We start from the raw sequence: 22,283 nt of genomic DNA, 5'->3' as shown, positions 1-22,283 counted from the left end.
TAGATTACTTTTTATTTCTTGTTAAACGTAATGCATTGAATGTGACCAAAACTGCTGCACCAGAATCACTTAATACTGCAATCCATAGGGATAACCATCCAGGAAAAATAAATACTAGCGCAATCAATTTAATGAGTAATGAAAAAATAATATTCTGTTTAATAATTTTCAATGCACGTTTACTCAAATCAATCGTATAAGGTAGTTTTTCTAAATTGTCAGCCATTAACACAATATCAGCTGTTTCGATTGCAGTATCGGTCCCTGCACCACCCATTGCGATACCCAAATCAGCTACTGCTAAAGCAGGCGCATCATTGATTCCGTCACCAATCATGGCAACAACCTCTTGTTGCTTTAATTCTTCAATCGCAGAGACTTTATCTTCTGGCAACAAATTCGCTTTGATACCTGAAACACCAGCTTCGTTAGCAATTTTTTGTGCTGCGCCTTGATTATCACCAGTTAGCATGACTGTTTTTCGAATACCGACAGAAGATAATTGGCGGATAGCGTCTTTTGATGTTTGACGAATCTTATCTGCCACCCCAACCAAACCTAGAATGCGTGATTCAGTTCCCAGAAAAACAATCGTATGCCCAGTTTTTTGTAAATTTTCTGCTGCTTGTTTATGTGTTGAGCTAAACATCTTTTTGGCAAAAAGATTGGCGGAACCCGCATAATATTTTTGCCCATTGATTGTTGCCTCAATTCCTTTTCCTGTAATTGTTTGAAAGTCAGTGGATTCAATCATGGACAGATCTTGTTCTTCAACATATGAAACAATCGCTTTTCCGATTGGATGGGTCGTGTGGCCTTCCAAAGAAGCTAAAATCTGTAAGAAGGTTTCTTTTGTCCCTTCATAAACAGATACTTCTGTCACTTGTGGTTTGCCTTCTGTAATCGTGCCGGTTTTATCAAAAGCAATCGCTGTTAATTCGCCAGCTTTTTCTAAAAAAGTGCCCCCTTTGATTAAGACACCATTTTTGGCGGCATTGCCAATGGCAGATACAATCGAAACAGGTGTAGAGATAATTAAGGCACAAGGACAGGCAACCACCAATAATTCTAAACCTCGATAAAACCAAGTCGCAAAATCCGCTTGAAAAACAACGGTTGGTAAAATCATCACCCCTAAAGCTAAAATAAAAACAATCGGTGTATAAATTTTAGCAAACTTATCAACAAACGCTTCAGAAGGAGCTTTATTAGCTTGTGCGTCTTCCACCATTTGAATAATGCGAGCGATCGTTGAATCTTCTGACAAATGAGTCACTTTTATTTCTAGAGAGCCTTCTTGATTAATGGTTCCCGCAAATACTTCAGCTTGTTCTTCTTTATAAACAGGAATTGATTCTCCAGTAATTGGTGATTGATCCACCATTGAACTCCCTTTGGTTACCAAGCCATCCAATGGAATTCTTTCGCCAGCCTTTACCAGTAAAGTATCACCAAATAGAATATTCTCAACCGCCATTTCAATAAACGTTGTCCCACTCTTTACAAAAGCTGTTTGAGGTGTTAAATCCATTAATCCTTGAATCGATCCGCGTGTACGTTCCACAGCTTTATTTTGTAAATAGTTTCCAATCGCAAATAAGAAGACAACTAGCGCTCCTTCTCCCCATTCACCAATAATCCCTGCGCCAATCGCTGCCGAAACCATCAATACATTCATATCCAACGACTTACTTTTCACTGCATAAAAAGCACTTCTAGCCGGTCGCCAACCACTAATCATCATAGATGCTGCAAAGAAGAATGGCGCAACAGGAAGATTAATTGAAAAGACTGAGCTACCATAGCCCAAAATTAAAAGAATTCCTGACAAAATCAAATTTTTAGTGGCCGAATTAATCTTTCCTTTTTTAACAATAGCTGTTTGTTCTTTCTCAACAATCCCTTGATACCCTAACTTTTTTAGTTCTTTTTGAATCTCTGCTAAAGAATTGGTGTGTGCGACCACCATAGAACCATTGGCAAAGCTTACAGAAACATTATCTACTTCATTCATTTTAGAAAAATGTTTCTCAATCGTTTGCGCGCAACCACCACAATCCATCCCAGTCACTTTTAAGGTATGTTCATTTTTTGAAGGTGTCTGAACCAGTTGATAGCCTAATTTTTCGACTTGTTTTGGAATGGTGTACAGAATCTCATTATCACTTACAACAATATTCATTTTTCCTGTACTAAAATTGACTTGTACCTCTTCAATACCGGGCAGTTGCCTCAATCTTTTTTCAATTGTTAAAGCGCAACTGCCACAATCCATTCCAGAAACTTGGTAGTTTTTTTTGATAAGCTTTATGTTTTCTTTTGATTCTTTATCATGATGGCAACAGCCGTCCACTTCTACTTGTTTTTCACTACAACAAGAAGGCTGTTCTTTCTCATGACAACAATTTGATTCAGAGGATGAAGAAATGGCTTCACAACAGGAATCGGCCGCTACTTTTATCTGATTTTGATAACACACTTCTTTTTCTCGATGTGCTTGTTTTACACAACAGTTTGTCTTCATTTCCTTACTCATAACCATTCCTTCCTTCTATGCCATATGGTGTTTACATTCAATCACTTCGCCATCCCAATGAAAATCTTGAACCGTTTCATCAAGAAAATCCATAAGTTGAATAATTTTTGGCGTCGTAATGGAATAAAAATAATACTTTCCTTCCGTTCGTTTTTGAATCAAACCGCAATCGCGTAAACAGGCGAGATGTTGAGAAACACTTGATTGGGAACCATCTACTTGTTCAATCAATTCCGTGACATTTACTTCCCCATTCTTCAACACTTGTAAAATTTGATACCTCGTTTTGTTGGAAAAACCATGAAGTAATTTCAATTGTAATGTGTAGTCGTTCATAAAATCACCTCTTTCATATTAGCAAAAACTAATATGAATCCATATTACCATTTTTTGACTAATAATCAACCCTTAGTTCCATATTTTGTAATAATTTCAACAGCATTAACAAAAAGATTCAATCTTTAAACTGACTTTTTTGAATTTCATAAAAGCAGATACATTATTGATAAAATAAAAAACATTTTGTGAGTTTTTTCACTTTAGCTCTTGACATCTCTCATAAAATAGTCGTAATCTTATGATAATGATTCTCATTTTCATATAATATGACTTAAAAAGGAGGAAATTTCTGTGAATCAACTAATAAATCAGCCTTTGAATATGATTTTTCAAGTTCAAAAAATCACAGGTGACTCAAAAACAAAAAATTATTTGCAGCAATTAGGAATTAGCACATCAAATAAAATTGCTCTCATTAAATTAGATAAACAAGCAGGAATTATTTTATTGAGGAATACGCGACTAGCTGTTTCTAGAGAATTATTAGAAAATATTTGGGTAGATACAATCAGTTCAAATCAGAACTGGACAGCTTTAGATCAATTAGAGGTTGGAGAATCTGGTACAGTTGTCAGTATATATGGTATAGGTGCTATCCGCCGCCGCTTAATGGACATGGGTGTTACAAAGAATATCCCGATTGTAATAAAAAAAGTGGCACCTCTTGGCGATCCCATAGAAGTGACACTTCGAAATTATGAACTGACATTAAGAAAAGATGAAGCTGCTATGATTTTAGTATCAAAGGGGGATTGAGTTATGAATACTTATCATTTTGCTCTTGCTGGAAATCCGAATAGCGGAAAAACATCTGTCTTTAACTATTTAACTGGTTCCTCACAACGAGTAGGAAATTGGCCAGGTGTGACCATCGAACGAAAATCCGGTTACTATCGCAAAAACAAACAGATTATCTTAGAAGATCTACCGGGTACCTATTCCCTTTCTCCTTATACACCAGAAGAAATTATTACTAGAGATTATTTATCTGAACAACGACCAAATGTCATTCTAAACATTGTTGATGGCAGTAATTTAGAACGTAACTTATATTTGACTACGCAACTTTTAGAACTAGGACTTCCAGTTATTATCGGAATCAATATGATGGATATTGTCAAAAGAAGTGGACGAAATTTGAACTTAGAAAAACTATCTTATAGTTTAGGAGTTCCTGTAATCGGCATGAGTGCTTTGAAAAAAAATGGAATGGATACTTTAATTGAAAAAGGCTTATCTGTCACTCATGAACAAGCCAGTTTATCACCTGCCTATGATGATCGAGTTGAAAGTGCCTTATATGAAATCACAAATATCTTAGACGGACTTCCAAAAGAACAGGCACGATGGTATGCCATCAAACTCTTTGAAAAAGATCCAATTATTGAAGAAAAACTATCATTAAATGCCTTCCAAAAAAAAGAAATCGCAGAAATCATCCATATTGTTGAAATGATTTTTGATGATACGAGTGACGCTATTTTAATTAATGAGCGCTACGAATTTATCTCTCGTCTAATTTCTTTATGTCTGATTGAAGAACAAGGATTCAAAGAAAATATTAGTGACAAAATTGATCGAGTTGTAACCAATCGTATTTTAGCCTTGCCGATTTTTGCTATTGTTTTATGGAGTATCTATTATCTTTCGATTCAAACGCTCGGAACTATCGGTACAGACTGGGTCAACGAAGAATTATTTGGTAATATCCTCCCTCAATACACTCAAAATCTTTTAGTTTCTTGGGCTGTTGCACCATGGCTTCAAGCATTAATATTAGATGGCATTTTAGCTGGTGTTGGAGCTGTATTAGGTTTTCTTCCACAAATTTTAGTTTTATTTTTCTGCTTATCTATCCTAGAAGATTGTGGGTATATGTCACGTATTGCTTTTGTAATGGATCGAATTTTTCGAAAATTTGGGTTATCAGGAAAATCTTTTATCCCAATGTTAATTGCCACGGGGTGTGGTGTCCCTGGAGTCATGGCAAGTCGAACCATTGAAAACGAAAAAGATCGTCGTTTAACAATTATGATTACCACATTTATGCCTTGCTCAGCTAAGTTGCCTATTATTGCTTTGATTGCAGGTGCTTTTTTTCCTCATAGTAGTTGGGTTGCACCTTCTGCTTACTTTATTGGAGTAACTGCCATTGTTTTATCAGGAATTGCTTTAAAGAAAACTTTTTTATTTGCTGGAGATCCTGCTCCCTTTATCATGGAATTACCCACTTACCATTTTCCACAGTTCAAAAATGTTTTCCAGCAAACATTTGCTCGTGGTAGTTCATTTGTTAAAAAAGCTGGAACAATCATTTTTGTTTCTTGTATTTTTATTTGGTTTACGTCCCACTATAGTTTCGCTTTGCAGCCTGTTCAAGAGAGCCAAAGCATGTTGATAGCATTCGGTCGACTCATTGCGCCCCTGTTTGCGCCATTAGGATGGGGAAATTGGCAAGGAGCAGTCGCAACAATCACTGGATTAGTTGCAAAAGAAAATGTTATTGGTACTTTTGGTATTCTATACGGTAATTTAAACGCAATTTCAGAAAACGGAAATGAAATTTGGTCGCTCTTACACAATGACTTTACGGCACTTTCCGCCTATTCTTTCTTACTATTTAACCTCTTGTGTGCCCCTTGTTTTGCGGCAATTGGTGCCATTCACCGTGAAATGGCTAATAGTAAATGGACATGGATTGCTATTGGCTACCAATGTGGATTAGCTTATTTTGTCAGCTTTGTTCTCTACCAATTTGGTCATGTCATTTTAGAGCATGCACCGATTTCGTTTAGTACAGCTATTGCATTTTTGGTTTTAATGAGCATGATTTATAGTTTGGTACGTAAACCTAAGAAGTATACACAACCACTCTTAACACCTATTTTGAAAGAAGGGAAATAATGGCTACTCTACTTTTATCGATACTTATTTTTGGACTTGCCGCTTGGATTATTTATAAACAACTTAAGGGCAATGGGCATTGTGAAGATTGTGCTAGTGATTGTCTTACAAAAACAAGAGTGACAAAGAAAACTAAGCTTGACTAACTATAAAAAATGATACAAAAAGCTGTATAGCGGACAAAAATCACCCTCTGATATTCGGTGATTTTTGTCCGCTTTTTCTTTTTTAGTTACCTAATTTAATTTTACAATTGTTTAGAATTGATGGGCAAAAAAGGCTTCATTTATTCTTTTGTTCTAAATTTAAAAAATAAATATGCTGCAATTATAGAAAAGGCTAAATCAAATATGAAAAAAGCCATACTCATATAAATATCTTTTGGTAGGAATACTTTTCCCAAAAACATTATTAAAAGATAAACACCGATTGCAATAATTACACTCACAACTCGAGAAATTAAATCTTTCGTCTCTACTTTTTGATAGTTATTATCCGTTGGTAGCAAATTTTGACCTTTACCAATAGGATTGGTTTGCCGAGTCATATTGGTATTATGACGATCAAAATCGCTGTTTTTTATATTCGACTGCTGGTCAAATTTCCTTTGTTTATCTCTATCACTCATAATATAGCACTCCTCTCTTTAATCAGAGCTAATTATCCGTTCAGCATCATTAATATTGAATACAAGTTAAGGCTCATGTTTCCTTTTACTAAAGTTTGTTGATTTATGTTAGGGTCTATGTATATTTTTTGGGCCTTGCGAGGATGAAATTCGGAAGTATCAGGATAGCGCTGTACTTTCTTTTATTTTACCTTAAAAAGCGTAAGCGCCGAATAGTGGAGTACCTGGACGACTTTTAGCCCGATTGTTATCATACAATCAGGCAAAGTCGTCTTTTTCAATTATTTACATTTTTCTTGGACCGTTTTCGACCAAGGGAGATAGTCTTCTAAGTGATCCGCTGTTAATACCGGCAGATTGGGCAATTCTTCAAATAAGTATTGAAGGTATCGGGTTGGATTTAACTTGTTCCATTCTGCTGTTTTCATCACACTTAGAATATAACCTGAAGTTTGAGCACCGGCTAAACTTGACGAAAAGAGGTAATTTTTTCGACCGATGACCAGTTCTTTGATGAAACGTTCACTTTGGTTGTTCGTTAATTCTAAGCGACCATCCTCAAAGACGTGTTCCACTGATTCTCGATGTTTACACATGTATTCAATCGCTTGTTCCAACTTCGATTTAGGAACGGCAGGAATCGTCTCCACATAGGCGTAAAGTTGATTGAGTAACGGCCGTAATTCTTTCCAGCATTTTTCCAATCGCTCGTCCGGTAAAAGATCCTTCCAAGCTTTCTCTTTTTTAAAGCATTCTTTGAATGCATCCAAAACGTAGGCAGCTGGATGGAGCGTTTCTCCCAGTTCTTTTGGTAATGCTTCGTGGAATTTCCTACGGACATGTGCCAAGCAGCGAACAGGGGTGACGTTTTCTAAACCATCGTAAACAGAATAGCCATCACAGTGGAGATATCCTTGAAAGTTCTTCAAAAAATCTTTTGGGACATCCTTCCCTCGTGATTCACTATGATGATACAGGACAATCGGATCTTCATCTTGTTTAGAGGTGCTGAACACCCAGTAATAATTGTTCTGTTTTTGACTCTCTAGCACTCGGTAGGTCGTTTCATCGGCATAAGCAATGGTTCGCTTCACCAGTTCTTGATGCAAACGTTCCACTAGTATCAAAAGAAAATCTTGTCCTACGCGTATATGCCAGTTAGTGATATTGTCTCGAGAAATATCTAGATGTAATTGTTGCCAATACTTTTCTTGGCGATAAGCAGGTACTTTTTGACTAAATTTCAAAAACATGGTTTCTGCGACAAGACTCGGAGAGGCTAGACTATTGGAAAGAAGCGGTTTAGGAACAGGTGCTTTTTTCAAGGAAGTGTCTCCGACACGTTCACATGCTTTACAACAATAACTATGTTGCACATATTGTAATTTCTCAATGCGGGCTTGATGAAAAGCAATTTCTTCGCGGGCTTTTTTTATACCCATGTCACTCATGGTTGTTCCGCACTGTTGACAGTGTCGTTCTTCTTCAGTTAGTTCGCAATGGACTTCCCTTGTCGGGAAGTCATTCAACTTTTTTGCCTTTGTCCCTTTTCTCCGTTTATGTGGTTGGACAGAAATTTCCTCTTCTTGAATGGAAGGTGGAGCCACAGGCTCGCCAAATAAATCCAAGCTTAACTGCCCTGACAAGGATTCCGGCAACGATTCTTTGGATTTTCCATACAGTTTATTGGTTAAGTAAGCAATTTGTTCTCGAAGTAATTTCACTTCTTGTGTGAGTGCTTCGTTTACTTGAAGTTGCTTTTGATTGATGGTCATTTGTTCTTGAAGCATGGTGACTAATTGCGTGGTTGTTTCGTTATTTTTATCAGTTTCATTTGATTGATTTGACAACGATAAACACCACTTTCTGTTTGTTTTTGATGTTATTATTATACCATGAACATACTAAAAAAAGAAGATGTAAATCGCATGAAATCAACGTTTCTTGCACTTTCCATCTTCTTTCTTTCGACTAGAATACACCTTGTTTTCCTGCACGAATCGCTCGTGGCTGATCAACACTCAATCCCTCTAATAGCCAGCGAATCTGTTGGTGTGTGAGCCGACGAACTTCTTTTTTTGTTCTTGGCCATCGTAATTTCCCTTGATCCAATCGCTTATACAAAAGAATAAAACCATCTTTGTCGTAATACAACATTTTGAAACGATCTTGTCGCCCCCCGCAAAAAAGAAAAAGGGCATTGTCGTACACATCTAACTGATATTCGTGTTGAACAATGGACGCGAGTCCATCAATTCCTTTACGTAAATCTGTCTTTCCACAAACGATGAACAGATGGCTGACTTGTTTGTAATCAAGAAACATGAGGCATCAATTCTTTCAAGACAGTTTGTACGAGATATTGACTCGCACCATTGTACACAAAAACATCTTGTGAGTCAGTCTTAATTCTTACCGCAACTTTTGCAGGTGTCATTCGTTTGTTGGACGTTTGTTTTTCTAAAGCGATTTGAACCACTTCTCGATTTTCCTTCATAAAGAAACCACCTCCGATTTTTCTTTGTACTCAAAGTATAATCGAAGGTGGACTTTGTTTTTAGGTACTCTGGTATACGGCGCTTACTAAAAAGCACCAGAAATGACGAAAAGTCGTTCATTCCTAGTACTTTTTTACAGGTTAGATTTTATTAAACCTTTACACCACTCATTTACATATGGATTGGTAAACCTAATCCAATCTCAGTTGCATCCATAATCGTTTCTGAAAGTGTTGGGTGACCATGGATAGTTAGTGCAACATCTTCCAAAGTCAAGCAGGATTCGATTGCCAAAGTAAGTTCTGCAATCAAATCGCTAGCACCCACTCCCACTATTTGCCCACCCATAATTAATTCTGTTTCTTTCTCAAAAACTAAACGTACGAATCCCTCCGTTGCATTTAGTGACAATGCCCGTCCGTTCGCTTGCATGGGAAAAACGGCCATATCAGCTTGCTTTCCTGCTTCTTTTGCTTCTTTTAAAGTCCAACCAACAGTGGCAACTTCTGGATCTGTAAAACAAATTGTTGGTATGACACGATAATCTTTAACGACATTTTTGCCACAAATCGCCTCCGCAGCAACTTTAGCTTCATAACTAGCTTTATGAGCAAGTGCGGGTCCTTCAACTATATCCCCAATTGCATAAATGTGTGGTTGTTTAGTTTGATACTGATTATTCACTGGTATCAGACCACGTTTATCTGCTAAAAGACCTGCCTTATCTAATTCAAGATTGGCTGTATTTGCTTTACGACCAACTGTGACCATCACATAATCTGCAGATACAAAGCTTTTCTGATTGTTAACCGTATACTGGACTTTCACTTGTTCTCCATCTTCAACAGCTGATTGGGCGATTGCATTAGTCACCACGTTAATTCCTTTTTTCTTGAAAGATGCCTCTACAACTTGAACCAAATCCTTTTCATAGGTTGGCAATAACTGTGATGAACCTTCTAGAATCGTTACATCTGTTCCTAAGTTAGCATAGGCTCCGCCTAATTCTGAACCAATCACTCCACCACCGATAATCACCAACTTTTTAGGCACCTTTTCTAAAGACAGTCCCCCGGTAGAGTCGATTATTCGTCCGCCGAAAGCAAAGCCAGGTATCTCGATTGGTTGACTACCAGTCGCAATGATTGCTTGTTGAAAATCGATTGTTTCTTTTCCTACATCCGTTACTACAGCAACTTGGTTTGACGAAATAAAATGTGCCATTCCTTCAATAATTTTCACATTATTTTTTTTCAATAACATGCGGATTCCTGAAGTCAAGGTACGAACAACTTTCTCGTCTTTCCATTTTTGTGTTGCAGTAAAGTCTATTTCAGTCTGAGTATTTTTAATCCCCAGATAGTTAGAATGTAAGGATTCTTGGTAAATATGACCGGCATGAATCAACGCTTTAGACGGGATACAACCAACATTTAGGCAAACGCCACCGATGTGTTTCCCTTCCACAATCGTAACTTGTTTTCCCAATTGTGCTGCTCGAATTGCAGCTACGTATCCCCCAGGTCCAGAACCAATGACCAATGTTTCTGTTTTCTTCCCCATTTTTTGTCCTCACTTTCCTATAACAATAAGCCTAATGGATTTTCAAGGAGTGTAACAATTTGACTTAGGAAAGCAGCAGCGGGTGCTCCATCTACAACTCGATGATCAAAAGATAGACTCAGGTTGACTCTGGATTGATTGCTAATTTCTCCACTTTCTGAATCTCGAACTAAATAATCGTACATGCCACCGACTCCTAAAATCGCAACTTCTGGTGCATTAATGATTGGATTAAAAGTTTTAACTTTACTGCGTCCTAGCGAACTGATTGTGAACGTTCCATCGCTCATTTCCGCTGGAGACAGTTGCCGATTACGAGCCTTAGCTGTTTTCTCTTTAATCGCTTTTGTCAGTTCACTCAATCCCATTTGTTCAGCTTGTCGAATTACAGGAACAACTAGCCCCTCTTCAATTGCAACTGCGATTCCTAAATTAATATGTTTATGGAGTTGAATTCCTTCTTCTAAACCATGAGCATTGAAAATCGGATACGTTTTTAAAGTAACCATAGTTGCTTTAGCAATAATTTCTAAATACGATAACCGTTCATTAACTTGTTCTTCCACCATCGGTAATAGTTGTTTTCGTATTTCAATGACTTTAGTCATATCTACTTCAGCCGTCATGGTTACATGAGGAATTGTCGTTTTGCTAGCAACCATCTGATTAGCGATTGCTTGGCGCATACTACTCCAAGGAATTAATTCTCCTTCGGTAGCTTTGACTTCCACATCTGCTGTTATTGATAAGCTATCAGGTACTTGATAATTTTTAACATCTAGAGCTTGAATTCGCCCTTTTGGACCTGTTCCTTGAATTACTGATAAGTCCAGTCCTTTTTCACGAGCAATCCGTCTAGCAGCTGGAGTTGCTCTTACATTGTTATATTTTTCTAATCCAGATTCTGTAACTGATTCTGAAATTGTTTGTTCCGATTGTTCTATTCTTTCTTCATCTGTCGCTTGTGGTTCTGGCATTTCTCCAGGTACCTCTTCACCAGCCTCACCAATATAGGCAATAACCGCATTCACAGGAGCACTTTCACCATCTCCGATATAGCGTTTCAATAAAATGCCTTCTTCATAAGCTTCGACTTCGATGGCAATTTTATCAGTCATCACTTCGAAAATTGCTTCGCCAATCTCAACAGAATCCCCCTCATTTTTCAACCAGACAGTAATCGTTCCTTCCGACATGGTTGAACTTAGCTTCGGCATTAAGACTTCATGTGCCATTCTTTCTCCTCCTAATTATGCGACATTAAGCTACGACAGGTCTCTACAATGTTTTCAACTTGAGGTACGGCTTTTTTCTCTAACTCAGGATGATAAGGCATTGGAATTTCGGCGCCAGCTAAACGTATAATTGGTGCATCTAAAAAGTCAAATGATTCATTTTCAACAATTACGCTGGCTAGTTCAGCACTGAAACCACTCCGCTTAACTGCCTCAGTTACAATAACAGCTTTACCAGTTTTAACTACTGACTGGATAATTGTGTCTTTATCTAGTGGTACCAATGTTCGTGGATCCACAACTTCAATATGGATATCCTCTTGAGATAAAATCTCAGCTGCTTCCAAAGCTTTATGTACCATAATTCCAGTTGCCACAACTGTAATGTCAGTACCAACTTTTTTGATGTCAGCCACTCCAATTGGAATGACGTATTTGCCTTCTGGAACATCACTAGTTGTTCGATAACATAATTTATGCTCATAAAACATGACAGGATTATCATCTTCAATAGCCGCATGTAAAAGTCCTTTTGCATCATAGGCAGTTGCTGGTTGAATGACTTTCAGGCCAGGAATGTGGGCAGTCCAGTTTTCTAAACTTTGAGAATGTTGCGCAGCAGCACCCGTACCAGAACCACCAGGAGTCCTCATTACTAAAGGAATTTTAGCTTTGCCGCCATACATATAACGAATTTTAGCCGCTTGATTAACAATTTGATCCAAAGCAATTGTAATGAAATCCGAGAATTGAAGTTCAAAGATTGGCCGCATACCAGTCATAGCAGCCCCCACTGCTGTACCAGCGATTGCTGATTCAGAGATTGGCGTTGAGCGTATACGTTCTTCACCAAACTCTTCAACCATACCACGACTAACACCAAACGCGCCCCCATAAACCCCGATGTCTTCACCTAACATAAATACTTCTTCACTTTCGCGCATTGCTTCAGAAAGAGCTTCTCTGACTGCTTCTGCATACGTAATTTCTCTCATGTCGCTGTTCCTCCTACTCTGCTGCGTAAACATCTTCGTACATTGTTTCAACGGCTACTACAGGACTTTCTTCGCCGAATTTTACTGCATCTTCAATGGTTTGTTTTGCATTTTTACGAATTTCATCCGCTTCTTCTTCAGTAAATACTCCTGCTGCAATAAATGTATCTTTTGCTCGACGAATCGGATCTTTCTCTTTGCGCCAATTTTCTTCTTCTTCTTTTGTACGATATTTTTTGGCATCTGATTTTGAATGCCCTTTCCAACGATAAGTCAGAGCTTCAATCAATGTAGGGCCGCCACCTTTGCGAGCTTTTTCCACAGCTTGATAGGTCGTCTCGATAACGGTCATCAAGTCATTACCATCAATTGTCACCCCTTCTATTCCGTAAGCTTGTGCACGATCTGATAACTGCTTGACACGAGTCATTTTTTTCACAGAACCGCTCATGCCATACTGATTATTTTCAATAAAGAAAATCACTGGTAAATCCCAGATAGCTGCCAAATTAACAGCTTCATGGAAACTTCCCTCGTTCGTTGAGCCATCGCCAGCGTAAGCCAAAGCAACTCGATCCCAACCTTTCATTTTAGCGGTTAGTCCAGCTCCAACAGCAATTGGGAAGCCACCTCCCACAATTCCGTTGGCACCTAAATTACCAGTATCAAGGTCGGCAATATGCATTGAACCGCCTTTACCTTTGTTAGTTCCAGTTGTGCGTCCGAATAGTTCAGCCATCATTGCATTAACGTCGGTTCCTTTAGCTATCGTTTGTCCATGTCCCCGGTGCGTTGCGGTAATCCAATCCGTTTTTCGCAGAACTGCCCCGCTACCTGCAGCAGTAGCTTCTTGTCCAACTGCTAAATGCGTTGTACCGTGAATTAAGCCCTGTGCAAATAGTTGATCGACTTTTTCATCAAAAAAACGAATTTCCCACATCACTCGATAAATATTTTTCAATTGTTCATCTGTCAAACCCGCACTATTTGGTATTGAAATTGTCATTTGTTTTCCTTCTCTCCTTTATAGATCAATCAATTTTAAAGAGCTGCTATCAAACTGTCACAACAGTTTTCTCTGCCAAAACTTGTAATAAATGGTGTCCCATCAATTACAGGAATATTCGGTTGAATACTCAATTGTCCAATCGCTACCACTGCATCTACTTCTGGTTCAACAGTTGTAACCTCGTATATGCTTTTCCCAATCACAGTTACTTCTATGCCTTTTTCCGCTAAATAATTCTGAATGAACTCAACGGCGGCTTTTCTTTTATTGTCTGATGTTCCTGACGCTACTAAAACCGTTTTCATTATATCTCTCCTTTTAATAAGTTCTTCCACCATCGGCTAAAATAATTTGTCCGTGAATATAACTACTTTCTGGACTCGCTAAAAAGACTGCAAGATTAGCAATATCTTCTGGTTGGCCGATACGGTTAATTGGAATCTTCTTGAGTAATTCTTGTCTACTTTCTTCATCTGGATATAAATGGTCTAATATTTCAGTTTGAATTACACGAGGAGCAATCGCATTGACATTAACTCCTTTTGGTCCTAATTCTTTAGAGACAGTTCGCATTAATCCATGTTGACCAGCTTTGGAAGAAGCGTAATGAGCGCCTCCCCCAGTCCCTGTAATGGCTGATCCAGATGTGACAAAGATGATTTTTCCTTTGTTTGTTAAAAAGTCTTCATAGAATGCTTTTACTGTATAAAAAGAACCATGCAGGTTGATGTTGATTACGCGTTCCCATTCATCTGTACTAATTTTATCAATCGTACGAAGATAACTAATCCCTGCATTAATGACTAACACATCAATTCGTGAAAAACGCTCAATTACTTGATTCCTTACGTTTATTAACTCTTCCGCTTTCGATACATCTGCTTTGACAAAAAGTGATGGAACATGATATTTTTTGCTAATTTCCTCTGCAGTTTCTTCTCCCGTTTGCTCATCGAAGTCTACAATTACTGGATGATATCCCTGTTTAGCAAAGGCGATTGCAATTGATTTTCCAATTCCTTTAGCCGAACCAGTGACCACTACTACTTGATTTTCATCATCTTTCACACCTGTCACATCCTTATTTTAAAATTTCAACAATTTTTTGAACATCTTCTTCAATGCCAATTCCGGTTAAGAAAGACAATGCTCGAATAACAGGAATACTGTCACTTTCATAAGAAGTTGTTGTTACCACTAAATCAGCATTAGCAACTTTGGATGGTAATTCTGAAACTTTACATTGTTCTACAGTTGCTGGAATATTATTTTTTGCCAATTCTTCTTGTACTCTCATACTGACTACTGTTGATGTTGCTACCCCTGTACCGCAAGCAATTAAAATGTGTTTTTTATTCATATAAACCGTCTCCTGTCATGTATTGTTTTTATTCTTTTGTTTCAAATTGTTTTTTGATATCATTGCGAGTCCAGAACCATAGACCTCCATAAAGTAGTAAAGCAATTACACCTGCTGCAAATGCAGGAACATTACTTGGATCAATCAATTTCAACATAATCCATAGTGTAATATGTGAACTCATATCAATACCCGAAATCATTGTTGCGCCTTCTGGGAAAGCAAACCCTACCGCATGTGCCAATGTTGTTGTTAATGCCCCTAAGTTTGTTGCAATAAATAACACGAGGCAAAGAGAAACAATTGCATTAAGTAATCCGCGGAAAATATTCCCTTTTGAAGCTGCTACTGACCAAATAACTGTAAATGGCAAAACAGCCAAATCTGCAAATGGTAACAAGCGATTAAATGGTAAGATAGCGGCTAATAAAATAGTGATTGGTACCATAAGCAAAGCTACTGTAATAATTGCTGGATGAGCAGTTACTACGGCTGCATCTAAACCAATATAAACTTTTTTTCCTGGGAAACGTTTTTGAATGAATGATTTTGCTGCGTCTGCAATCGGTGATAGTCCTTCCATTAAAAGCGCTACCATTCTTGGCATCAAGATCATAACTGCTGACATTTGAATTCCTAATTGGATAATTTCCTTAGAGTCGTAACCAGCGAGAAAGCCCATTCCAATACCTAAGACCAAACCAATCATCATTGGTTCACCAAAAAGTCCTAACTTATCTTTCAATGTTCCTGCATTGATATTAATTTTATTGATACCTGGAATTTTATCCCAAACTTTATTTAATGCATATGTGATTGGTGCAAAATTGACGGTTTCACCATGTGGTAGTGAAATCCCTGGTAAGCCAAAGAATTTTTCAACAGCTGGTGCTGTCCAGTCAGCAAGTTTGAAAACAATATACGCATTGACTAGTGTTGCAACAATGGCAATGACAATCGAATCTGTCGCATAATAAACCATTGCACCCGGAAAAATCAAATGCCAGTAATTCCATAAATCCACATCCATTGTTTTTGTTTGATTCAAACTCAATAATATAATATTAAAAATAAATATAATTGGAATTAAAATTACAGCAATTGGTGTTGCAAAGGTAATTGCTGCTGCAATCGGCCAACCAACATCTAAGATATCTAAGGATAGACCTAAACGTTCAATCATTGCTTGTGATGCAGTTCCGATAGAATCAGAGAGTAACCCAATAACCAAATTTAACCCAGTAAACCCAATACCAACTGTCAAACCTGCCCGAAATGATTTACTAATCGATTGACCTAAAATCAAGCCAAAAATCGTTAAGATCAACGGCAACATTGCTGCTGCACCCAAGTCCAACACATAATTGACAGCACCTTTAATTATTTCTAACATACATTTTTCCTCCTTTTAGATGATTGTGCTTAACAGTTTTTCTATTTCTTCTATTTTTTCCCCATTTTTTAATAAAACTAACTTTTCTTCATCTTGGCAAAGAGCAATCAGTTTTTGTAACATAAAGACTTGATTTTCAGGTTTTTTAATTGCAAGCATAAAAACAAGCTCAACATTCACATATTCACCATTAGTAGCCATAATTTCAAATTCTACAGGGTTCTCTAATACTCCTACCAAAAATCCTTCTGTTTCTACATGAATACAATCCGTATGCGGAATAGCAATATGGATGCCGCTAGTTGGTAAGCCTGTAGGAAATTCTTTTTCACGTTCGATTACTGCCTCTTGATAGCTGTCTTTGACAAAGTTCTTTTGAATCAAGACTTCACTCATCTGCTTCAATAACTGTTCTTGATCTGTTTCATCAAATGTATAGTATAAATATTTTTTTGTTTCATCGTTCAATATTTTTTTCATAAGTCAACCCCATCACTTTATTTTCCATTTTTTTCATTGCTAACAGTACGCCACTTGCAGTCTCTTGCTGGTCCATTTTGGAAAGAAAATCCTCATTGGCTAGGATTTCTGTAAAATAATACAAACACTTACCAATTGACACTTCTTCCGGAATACTAAATGCAATGACATATCGCACTGGATCATTTTCCGGATGTCCAAAATGAACAGGTTCTTTTAACCGTATAAGACTGGCACCTAATTTGATTGCACCATTGGCAGCATCCGCATGAGGAATTGCTACTCCTGGTGAAATAACAATGTAAGAACCATTCTCTTCAATGACTTTTATCATTCCTTCAATATATCTTTCTTCAATCAAATCACTTTTCATTAGTAGTTTACCTACTTCATTAATGGCTTCACGCCAGTCACTAACTTCAACATCGAAAGCAATTCTTTTCATCGTAAGCAAGTCAGACAATCGATCTACCTCGGTTTCATCTAGCGCTAATTGAGTGATTGTTGGAGAATACAATGATTCAATATCTTTCAAAAATTCACCTTGCTCCTCTTTTTCTACGTATTTATCCATGAGAGAAAGCAAGGTTTGAAACATATCCCTGTTTTGATTGCTGATTTCTTGGTCAATAATTTCTCTTGGTTTGATTTGGTAAATCGTTTTTTGAATTTTAATAATATCTTTCTCCGTTAAAATTGGATTAATTAATACCACTGGTGAATAAGGAAATTGAAGCGGTACCGTTGTAATGATTAAATCTTGATTCGTTGGATTATTTTTTCTTAACATATGCGTTGAATCGATTGAAATAATATCAATGTTCGGAAAAGTTGCTGCTAGTTTAGCTTTAATTAATTGCGCTGTTCCCCGACCTGAATTACAAACGACTCGAACTTTCAAAGATTTGTTCTTGGTAGCAACATCATTTGTTTCAAAAATAGCCATTACGTACATAACGACAAAAGAAATTTCATCGAGTGTTAAGGATGTCTGCAAATATTCTTCAATTTTCTTCAAGTATTTTTTCACTAATGGGAAAATAGCTGAATAGGATTGATAAACTTCCTTGAATAGAACATTATGAACATTGATATTTGATTTAACTCGGTAAATTAGTAATTTAAGATGGTTTTCAAGTAAATCAAACAATTCACTGTTCAGGTAATACTTGATATTCAATTCTTTAGAAATATTAAAAATAAATTCGGTAAGTAAAATTTGAATTTCAATCGAATCAATTTTCCGACCATTATTTTTGATGTAGCTTTTACTTCGCAAAATTGCAACGAGCGATGCAATTTCTTTTTCTGAAATTTGCTGATTATATTTTTGTTCTAATTCTTTGGCAAGACTCAAAGCAAAATCATATTTGGAACTTGCTTTCACATCAAAATCAGTCTCTGGTGTTTGGATGGAAAAACCTAATTGCAGCCTTTCAATCATAATCAGTAGGTAACAAACAACTTCCTGATATGCAAAGTCTGACAACTGAACATAGTGTTGCTTTTCAATTTCCAGTAGTAGCTTACCAATCTCTTGATAGCGTGCTTTTTTATCAATGATGTCTAATAATAAATTTTGAAAAATGTTATCTTCAAATCCTAATGCATAATCGTACTCTTGATCAAACAGGCCATTAGATATAATCAGTTTCATCATGGCCTCTCTAATACCCTTTTCATCTCCAATTACTTTGTAGCCTTTTCCAGTAAATGAACTTAATGCCAATTGATTTTGTTCAAACCATTTTTTCAACTCCTCGATGTCACTAACTAATGTATTACGGCTAACTAAAACATATTCTGATAAATAATAGGTAGTGATATAGTCGCTACTAGTCACTAAAATTAAGGCTAGAATGGTACGTCATTCATTTTGAGATAAACGATAATTCTGGAAATTAGAATACGTTTTCAAAACTGCTTTTAAATCTACTTCTTCTAACATTCTTAAGAATCCAGTTTCATCAATAATTAATTTAGTTGCATGCTTTTTCTCTAAATAAAAATTGATTTCTTTGATATCGTTTCGAATCGTTTGTTCCGAAACGTTGAATAACTCCGCATATCTTTGTAAGGTCTCACTTTTTGCTCTAAGTATATCTAATAAAATTTTATTGATTCTTCTATTCAATGTAACCACCTCTACATTTCTAATTATCGCTATATTCAGACTTTTCACAAGACCAATCACTTTGATATCGCTTTCAAAAAAATTGTGATAGTGGAAAAATAACTGTCATGCTAAACTAACTACTATAATTCAATACCACCTCTAATACAAGAAAAAAATAACTATAGATAACAAGAAAACAGAAAGGAATTTAACGATGAAAGCTTTACGTAAATTAGAGGAAGGCTACAACCAAATGGCTTTAGTTGATGTAAATGAAGTATTTCCTTTAGATGGTGAATTAAAAATCAGAGTAATCTACACAGGAATCTGTGGTTCTGATATCCATGGATTTAAAGGAGAATATAACAAAAAAGTACCTTTAACGTTAGGTCATGAATTTATCGGGGAAGTTGTTGAGATAGGCCATGACTCTTCATTATATAAAGTAGGAGACATTGTTGTTAGCGAAACAACTTTTGAAACTTGTGAAAACTGCATCTATTGCAGAGAACAAGAATACAATCTCTGCTCGGATCGAAGAGGACTAGGGACACAGGTAGATGGTAGTTTTGCAGAATTTGTTCTTGTTAAAGAAAATCGGTGTCATCTGATTCCCGAAAAAATTGACTATAAGATTGCTGCGATGTTAGAACCGCTTGCCTGCTGTATTCATGCGGTCAAAGAAAAAACAACCGTTGCTCCCAACGAAAAAATTGTCGTTTTTGGTCCTGGTCCGATAGGTGCCCTGCTTTCTGCCATTTTAGTTTCACTAGATGTCGAAGTATTATTGGTAGGAACATCACAAGATAAAAAACGATTAGCTTTGGCTAAAGAATTAGGCGTTGCCCACACATTGATTGTTCAAGATGATGATATCGAAGCATTTGTCCAGTCCTGGACTGAGGGAATCGGAGCAGATCAAATTTTTGAATGTTCTGGCAGTATTCACGCTGTTCATCAAGCGATGCAAATTGTTAAAAAGAAAGGGACTATTATTCAAGAGGGTCTTTTTGCTACAGTAATGAATGAGATTAATATGGATGATCTCATTCATAAAGAAATCTGCTATGTTGGTTCACGCACACAGAAGCCAAGTTCCTGGAAATCAGCAATTCACTGGCTTTTAGATACAACGATGGATTTGTCTCCCATTGTCACTGCCATCTTGCCACTTAAAGATTGGGAACTGGCTTTTCATTTAGCTATGAACGGTGAGGAATTAAAGATACTGATGGAACCTTAGTTGATAGACCGCTCAACCGTAAATATCGAAGCATTGATTTTAGTAAAAAAGCAACTTAGATTTTTTTACCAGTTATAAAAAATTAATAGAAAATGAGCGCAACTCTTTTACTAAAAAAGCTTGCGCTTATTTTGTCTTCGCTCCAATAATATAGTCTAGTTGAATTTGAGGATCGTTTTTTTCGATGAATATCCATTTTCCCTCCGTGGATAGGTACTATCTAATATTCAAGTTTTCATAATCATACTTCTTGATTGAGGGGGATAAACCAAGTCTGCTAACAATCCACGCTCACGTCATAGATAAAAGCAACTGTATGCCGTTTTTCAGCCCCCCTCTTCTTCTCATACATCCTGTCATTAAAGAAAGTTATTTATTACTATATTATTAAAGATACATTATAATTAAATTATGGAAAATTAATCAGAGGAGGGATTGTTATGACAAAACAACGCAAACTATTTTATTTCTATCTATTGATGTTTTTCTTATTTTTTACTTTTAGTCAACTTATGCAAATTTTCTTCACATATTTCATTAATGGGATGCAGAACAATGCTAATGCTCCAGCAGCTGGATGGGTTTTAATCTATGGGCGAGCTATGGTTTATCTAGCTACTACTCAATTTGTTATGCTTTTGTTGAGTGGTTTTTTGACTGATTGGCTGGGAAATATTCGGATAATAAAATGGGGAACGCTCTTTGCTTGCCTTTTTGCTATTCTTAATTTAATCCTTTTTAGCCGTGAAATGAATAGCCCGGTGATCATTTATTTAATTAGTATTGGCTTTGCAATTGTTTGGTCGCTAATCATTCCAGGATTATATTCTGTCATCCCAAAATTGGTAGCGCAAGAAAATTTAATTCGAGCGAACAGTTTGGTTCACTTGGTTAATCAACTTGTTCTACTAATTATTCCAAGTTTAGCACTGTCCGTATTCCTTAATCAACCCTTGTTTATTTACCTAAGTATTGTATTAATAATTGTTTTATTATTGGGAATTGTTCAACTTCTTATCGAAAGAAAGGCTATTCTAGATAATTTGCTTGTCAGTCAGGTACATTCAAGTCCAGGCGAACCAACTGATAACGCTATCCAAGTGATTTTATTGTTACTAATAGGTGCGATTGTCAATCTACCAGTCACTGGCTTACAGCAATTTGTATTACCGCTCATCTCACAGCAAAACATAGGGAATCTCTCTACTGAAACATTTAATTTAATATTGTCTTTATTCGGAATTGGTGTAGTAGTTGGAGTAATTACTACTTTTTTCGTTAAATTTAAAGCTGTAAAAAAAGAATTGTTAACTGTCGCACTGTGTTTAGGAATTACCTTTGCTTGGCTTGGCTTAATCAGTAATATATGGCTACTTGGAGGGATTTTATTGATAGCTGGTGTTTTGTTTGGTATTTTGAATATTCTACTCCTCACAAAATTGCAACGTGTTGCTTTAATTGAAAATATGGGAAGAATCATGAGCCTGTTTCTTCTGCCATCGGTTTTACAACCTTTTGTTGTGATGCTGGCAGGAGGGATTGTGGAAAAATTAGATGTTCCTCTTCTTTTCATCGTTGGTGGTGTATTTATTGTGCTAGCATCTGGAACTGTATCGTTCTTTTTAAAAGATGGATCAACAGTTACTCGTTCTTAGATGCAGTAAAACAATTGAAATAAACATTTGAGTATGTAGTCGTTTTGATATTTTAAAAACATTTATAAAATAATTAATGGCACCCGTTTGATAGAAACAAACGGATGCCAAACTTAGAGTAACTTTTTAAGCCAATAAGGACGAAAAGTTACTCTTGCCATCCTTTAGGTGACCATAATTCACCATCTAATCTGCTTTGTAGCTGCTCTTTTCTTTTTTGTTGTTCTATAATCAATTCTTTTAATCCCAACAGAAAGGCTTTTTGCTTATAATCACGACTCTCTGAAAATAAATGCTCTAATTGTTCATTAATCCATTGCAGTTCCATA

General features: G+C 36.6%; 22 protein-coding genes. 4 read left to right on the top strand and 18 right to left on the bottom strand.

Annotation, left to right across the window (positions count from 1 at the left end):
- Positions 1-4 precede the first annotated feature (4 nt).
- Both AC4BC5_RS13860 and AC4BC5_RS13855 read right to left on the bottom strand, forming a co-directional pair.
- Entirely contained in the window at positions 5-2,536 is a 2,532-nt protein-coding gene (locus tag AC4BC5_RS13860; protein ID WP_490495949.1) for a heavy metal translocating P-type ATPase, read from the bottom strand.
- Between the two features lie 15 nt (positions 2,537-2,551).
- Complete coding sequence (locus AC4BC5_RS13855; RefSeq protein ID WP_490495948.1) at positions 2,552-2,872, bottom strand: ArsR/SmtB family transcription factor; 321 nt, start codon at positions 2,870-2,872, stop codon at positions 2,552-2,554.
- Between the two features lie 324 nt (positions 2,873-3,196).
- Here AC4BC5_RS13855 and AC4BC5_RS13850 point away from each other — a divergent pair, with 324 nt between their 5' ends.
- Both AC4BC5_RS13850 and feoB read left to right on the top strand, forming a co-directional pair.
- A complete protein-coding gene (locus tag AC4BC5_RS13850) occupies positions 3,197-3,631 on the top strand; it encodes a FeoA domain-containing protein (protein ID WP_490497560.1) in 435 nt (144 codons plus the stop codon).
- A gap of 3 nt (positions 3,632-3,634) precedes the next feature.
- The gene (gene feoB, locus AC4BC5_RS13845) at positions 3,635-5,779 is read left to right on the top strand and encodes a ferrous iron transport protein B (RefSeq protein ID WP_490495947.1); all 2,145 of its coding nucleotides are present in this window, start codon (positions 3,635-3,637) and stop codon (positions 5,777-5,779) included.
- A 286-nt stretch (positions 5,780-6,065) separates the two neighbouring features.
- Here feoB and AC4BC5_RS13840 read toward each other — a convergent pair whose 3' ends face one another.
- From AC4BC5_RS13840 to AC4BC5_RS13770, 15 genes are all read right to left on the bottom strand, one after another.
- Positions 6,066-6,407, bottom strand: a complete 342-nt coding sequence (locus tag AC4BC5_RS13840) for a hypothetical protein (RefSeq protein ID WP_490495946.1) — start codon at positions 6,405-6,407, stop codon at positions 6,066-6,068.
- Positions 6,408-6,688: 281 nt separating this feature from the next.
- A complete protein-coding gene (tnpC, locus tag AC4BC5_RS13835) occupies positions 6,689-8,257 on the bottom strand; it encodes an IS66 family transposase (protein ID WP_490495945.1) in 1,569 nt (522 codons plus the stop codon).
- A gap of 121 nt (positions 8,258-8,378) precedes the next feature.
- Positions 8,379-8,732, bottom strand: a complete 354-nt coding sequence (gene tnpB, locus AC4BC5_RS13830) for an IS66 family insertion sequence element accessory protein TnpB (protein WP_490495944.1) — start codon at positions 8,730-8,732, stop codon at positions 8,379-8,381.
- Positions 8,722-8,904 (bottom strand): hypothetical protein, encoded by a 183-nt coding sequence (locus AC4BC5_RS13825; protein WP_490495943.1) that lies wholly within the window; start codon positions 8,902-8,904, stop codon positions 8,722-8,724. The genes tnpB and AC4BC5_RS13825 overlap by 11 nt, the downstream gene beginning before the upstream one ends.
- Positions 8,905-9,076: 172 nt before the next feature.
- Positions 9,077-10,468: a dihydrolipoyl dehydrogenase gene (lpdA, locus tag AC4BC5_RS13820; RefSeq protein WP_490495942.1), complete on the bottom strand. Its 1,392-nt coding sequence runs from the start codon at positions 10,466-10,468 to the stop codon at positions 9,077-9,079.
- Positions 10,469-10,485: 17 nt separating this feature from the next.
- Positions 10,486-11,703, bottom strand: coding sequence for a dihydrolipoamide acetyltransferase family protein (locus tag AC4BC5_RS13815; protein ID WP_490495941.1), 1,218 nt, complete (start codon positions 11,701-11,703; stop codon positions 10,486-10,488).
- 11 nt (positions 11,704-11,714) lie between these two features.
- Positions 11,715-12,698 carry an alpha-ketoacid dehydrogenase subunit beta gene (locus AC4BC5_RS13810; protein WP_490495940.1) on the bottom strand — a complete coding sequence of 328 codons (984 nt, stop codon included), beginning with the start codon at positions 12,696-12,698 and terminating at the stop codon, positions 11,715-11,717.
- Between the two features lie 13 nt (positions 12,699-12,711).
- Positions 12,712-13,704 (bottom strand): thiamine pyrophosphate-dependent dehydrogenase E1 component subunit alpha, encoded by a 993-nt coding sequence (locus tag AC4BC5_RS13805; RefSeq protein WP_490495939.1) that lies wholly within the window; start codon positions 13,702-13,704, stop codon positions 12,712-12,714.
- Between the two features lie 35 nt (positions 13,705-13,739).
- Positions 13,740-14,012, bottom strand: coding sequence for a PTS sugar transporter subunit IIB (locus AC4BC5_RS13800; RefSeq protein WP_490495938.1), 273 nt, complete (start codon positions 14,010-14,012; stop codon positions 13,740-13,742).
- Between the two features lie 13 nt (positions 14,013-14,025).
- Complete coding sequence (locus AC4BC5_RS13795) at positions 14,026-14,775, bottom strand: SDR family NAD(P)-dependent oxidoreductase (protein WP_490495937.1); 750 nt, start codon at positions 14,773-14,775, stop codon at positions 14,026-14,028.
- 13 nt (positions 14,776-14,788) lie between these two features.
- Complete coding sequence (locus AC4BC5_RS13790; RefSeq protein WP_490495935.1) at positions 14,789-15,067, bottom strand: PTS sugar transporter subunit IIB; 279 nt, start codon at positions 15,065-15,067, stop codon at positions 14,789-14,791.
- Between the two features lie 28 nt (positions 15,068-15,095).
- Positions 15,096-16,460 (bottom strand): PTS galactitol transporter subunit IIC, encoded by a 1,365-nt coding sequence (locus AC4BC5_RS13785; protein WP_490495934.1) that lies wholly within the window; start codon positions 16,458-16,460, stop codon positions 15,096-15,098.
- A gap of 15 nt (positions 16,461-16,475) precedes the next feature.
- Entirely contained in the window at positions 16,476-16,940 is a 465-nt protein-coding gene (locus AC4BC5_RS13780) for a PTS sugar transporter subunit IIA (RefSeq protein ID WP_490495933.1), read from the bottom strand.
- Positions 16,918-18,783: a BglG family transcription antiterminator gene (locus tag AC4BC5_RS13775; protein WP_490495932.1), complete on the bottom strand. Its 1,866-nt coding sequence runs from the start codon at positions 18,781-18,783 to the stop codon at positions 16,918-16,920. The genes AC4BC5_RS13780 and AC4BC5_RS13775 overlap by 23 nt, the downstream gene beginning before the upstream one ends.
- A 24-nt stretch (positions 18,784-18,807) precedes the next feature.
- On the bottom strand, positions 18,808-19,074 hold the full coding sequence (locus tag AC4BC5_RS13770; protein WP_490495931.1) for a DeoR family transcriptional regulator: 267 nt from the start codon (positions 19,072-19,074) through the stop codon (positions 18,808-18,810).
- Between the two features lie 196 nt (positions 19,075-19,270).
- Here AC4BC5_RS13770 and AC4BC5_RS13765 point away from each other — a divergent pair, with 196 nt between their 5' ends.
- Positions 19,271-20,299 (top strand): zinc-binding dehydrogenase, encoded by a 1,029-nt coding sequence (locus AC4BC5_RS13765; RefSeq protein WP_490495930.1) that lies wholly within the window; start codon positions 19,271-19,273, stop codon positions 20,297-20,299.
- A 440-nt stretch (positions 20,300-20,739) separates the two neighbouring features.
- Positions 20,740-21,954, top strand: a complete 1,215-nt coding sequence (locus AC4BC5_RS13760; protein ID WP_490495929.1) for an MFS transporter — start codon at positions 20,740-20,742, stop codon at positions 21,952-21,954.
- A 148-nt stretch (positions 21,955-22,102) separates the two neighbouring features.
- Here AC4BC5_RS13760 and AC4BC5_RS13755 read toward each other — a convergent pair whose 3' ends face one another.
- Positions 22,103-22,282: a hypothetical protein gene (locus AC4BC5_RS13755; protein ID WP_490495928.1), complete on the bottom strand. Its 180-nt coding sequence runs from the start codon at positions 22,280-22,282 to the stop codon at positions 22,103-22,105.
- Position 22,283 lies beyond the last annotated feature (1 nt).

Source organism: Enterococcus sp. AMC2644, assembly GCF_058216475.1.
This window is presented reverse-complemented; position numbering and strand designations above follow the sequence as displayed.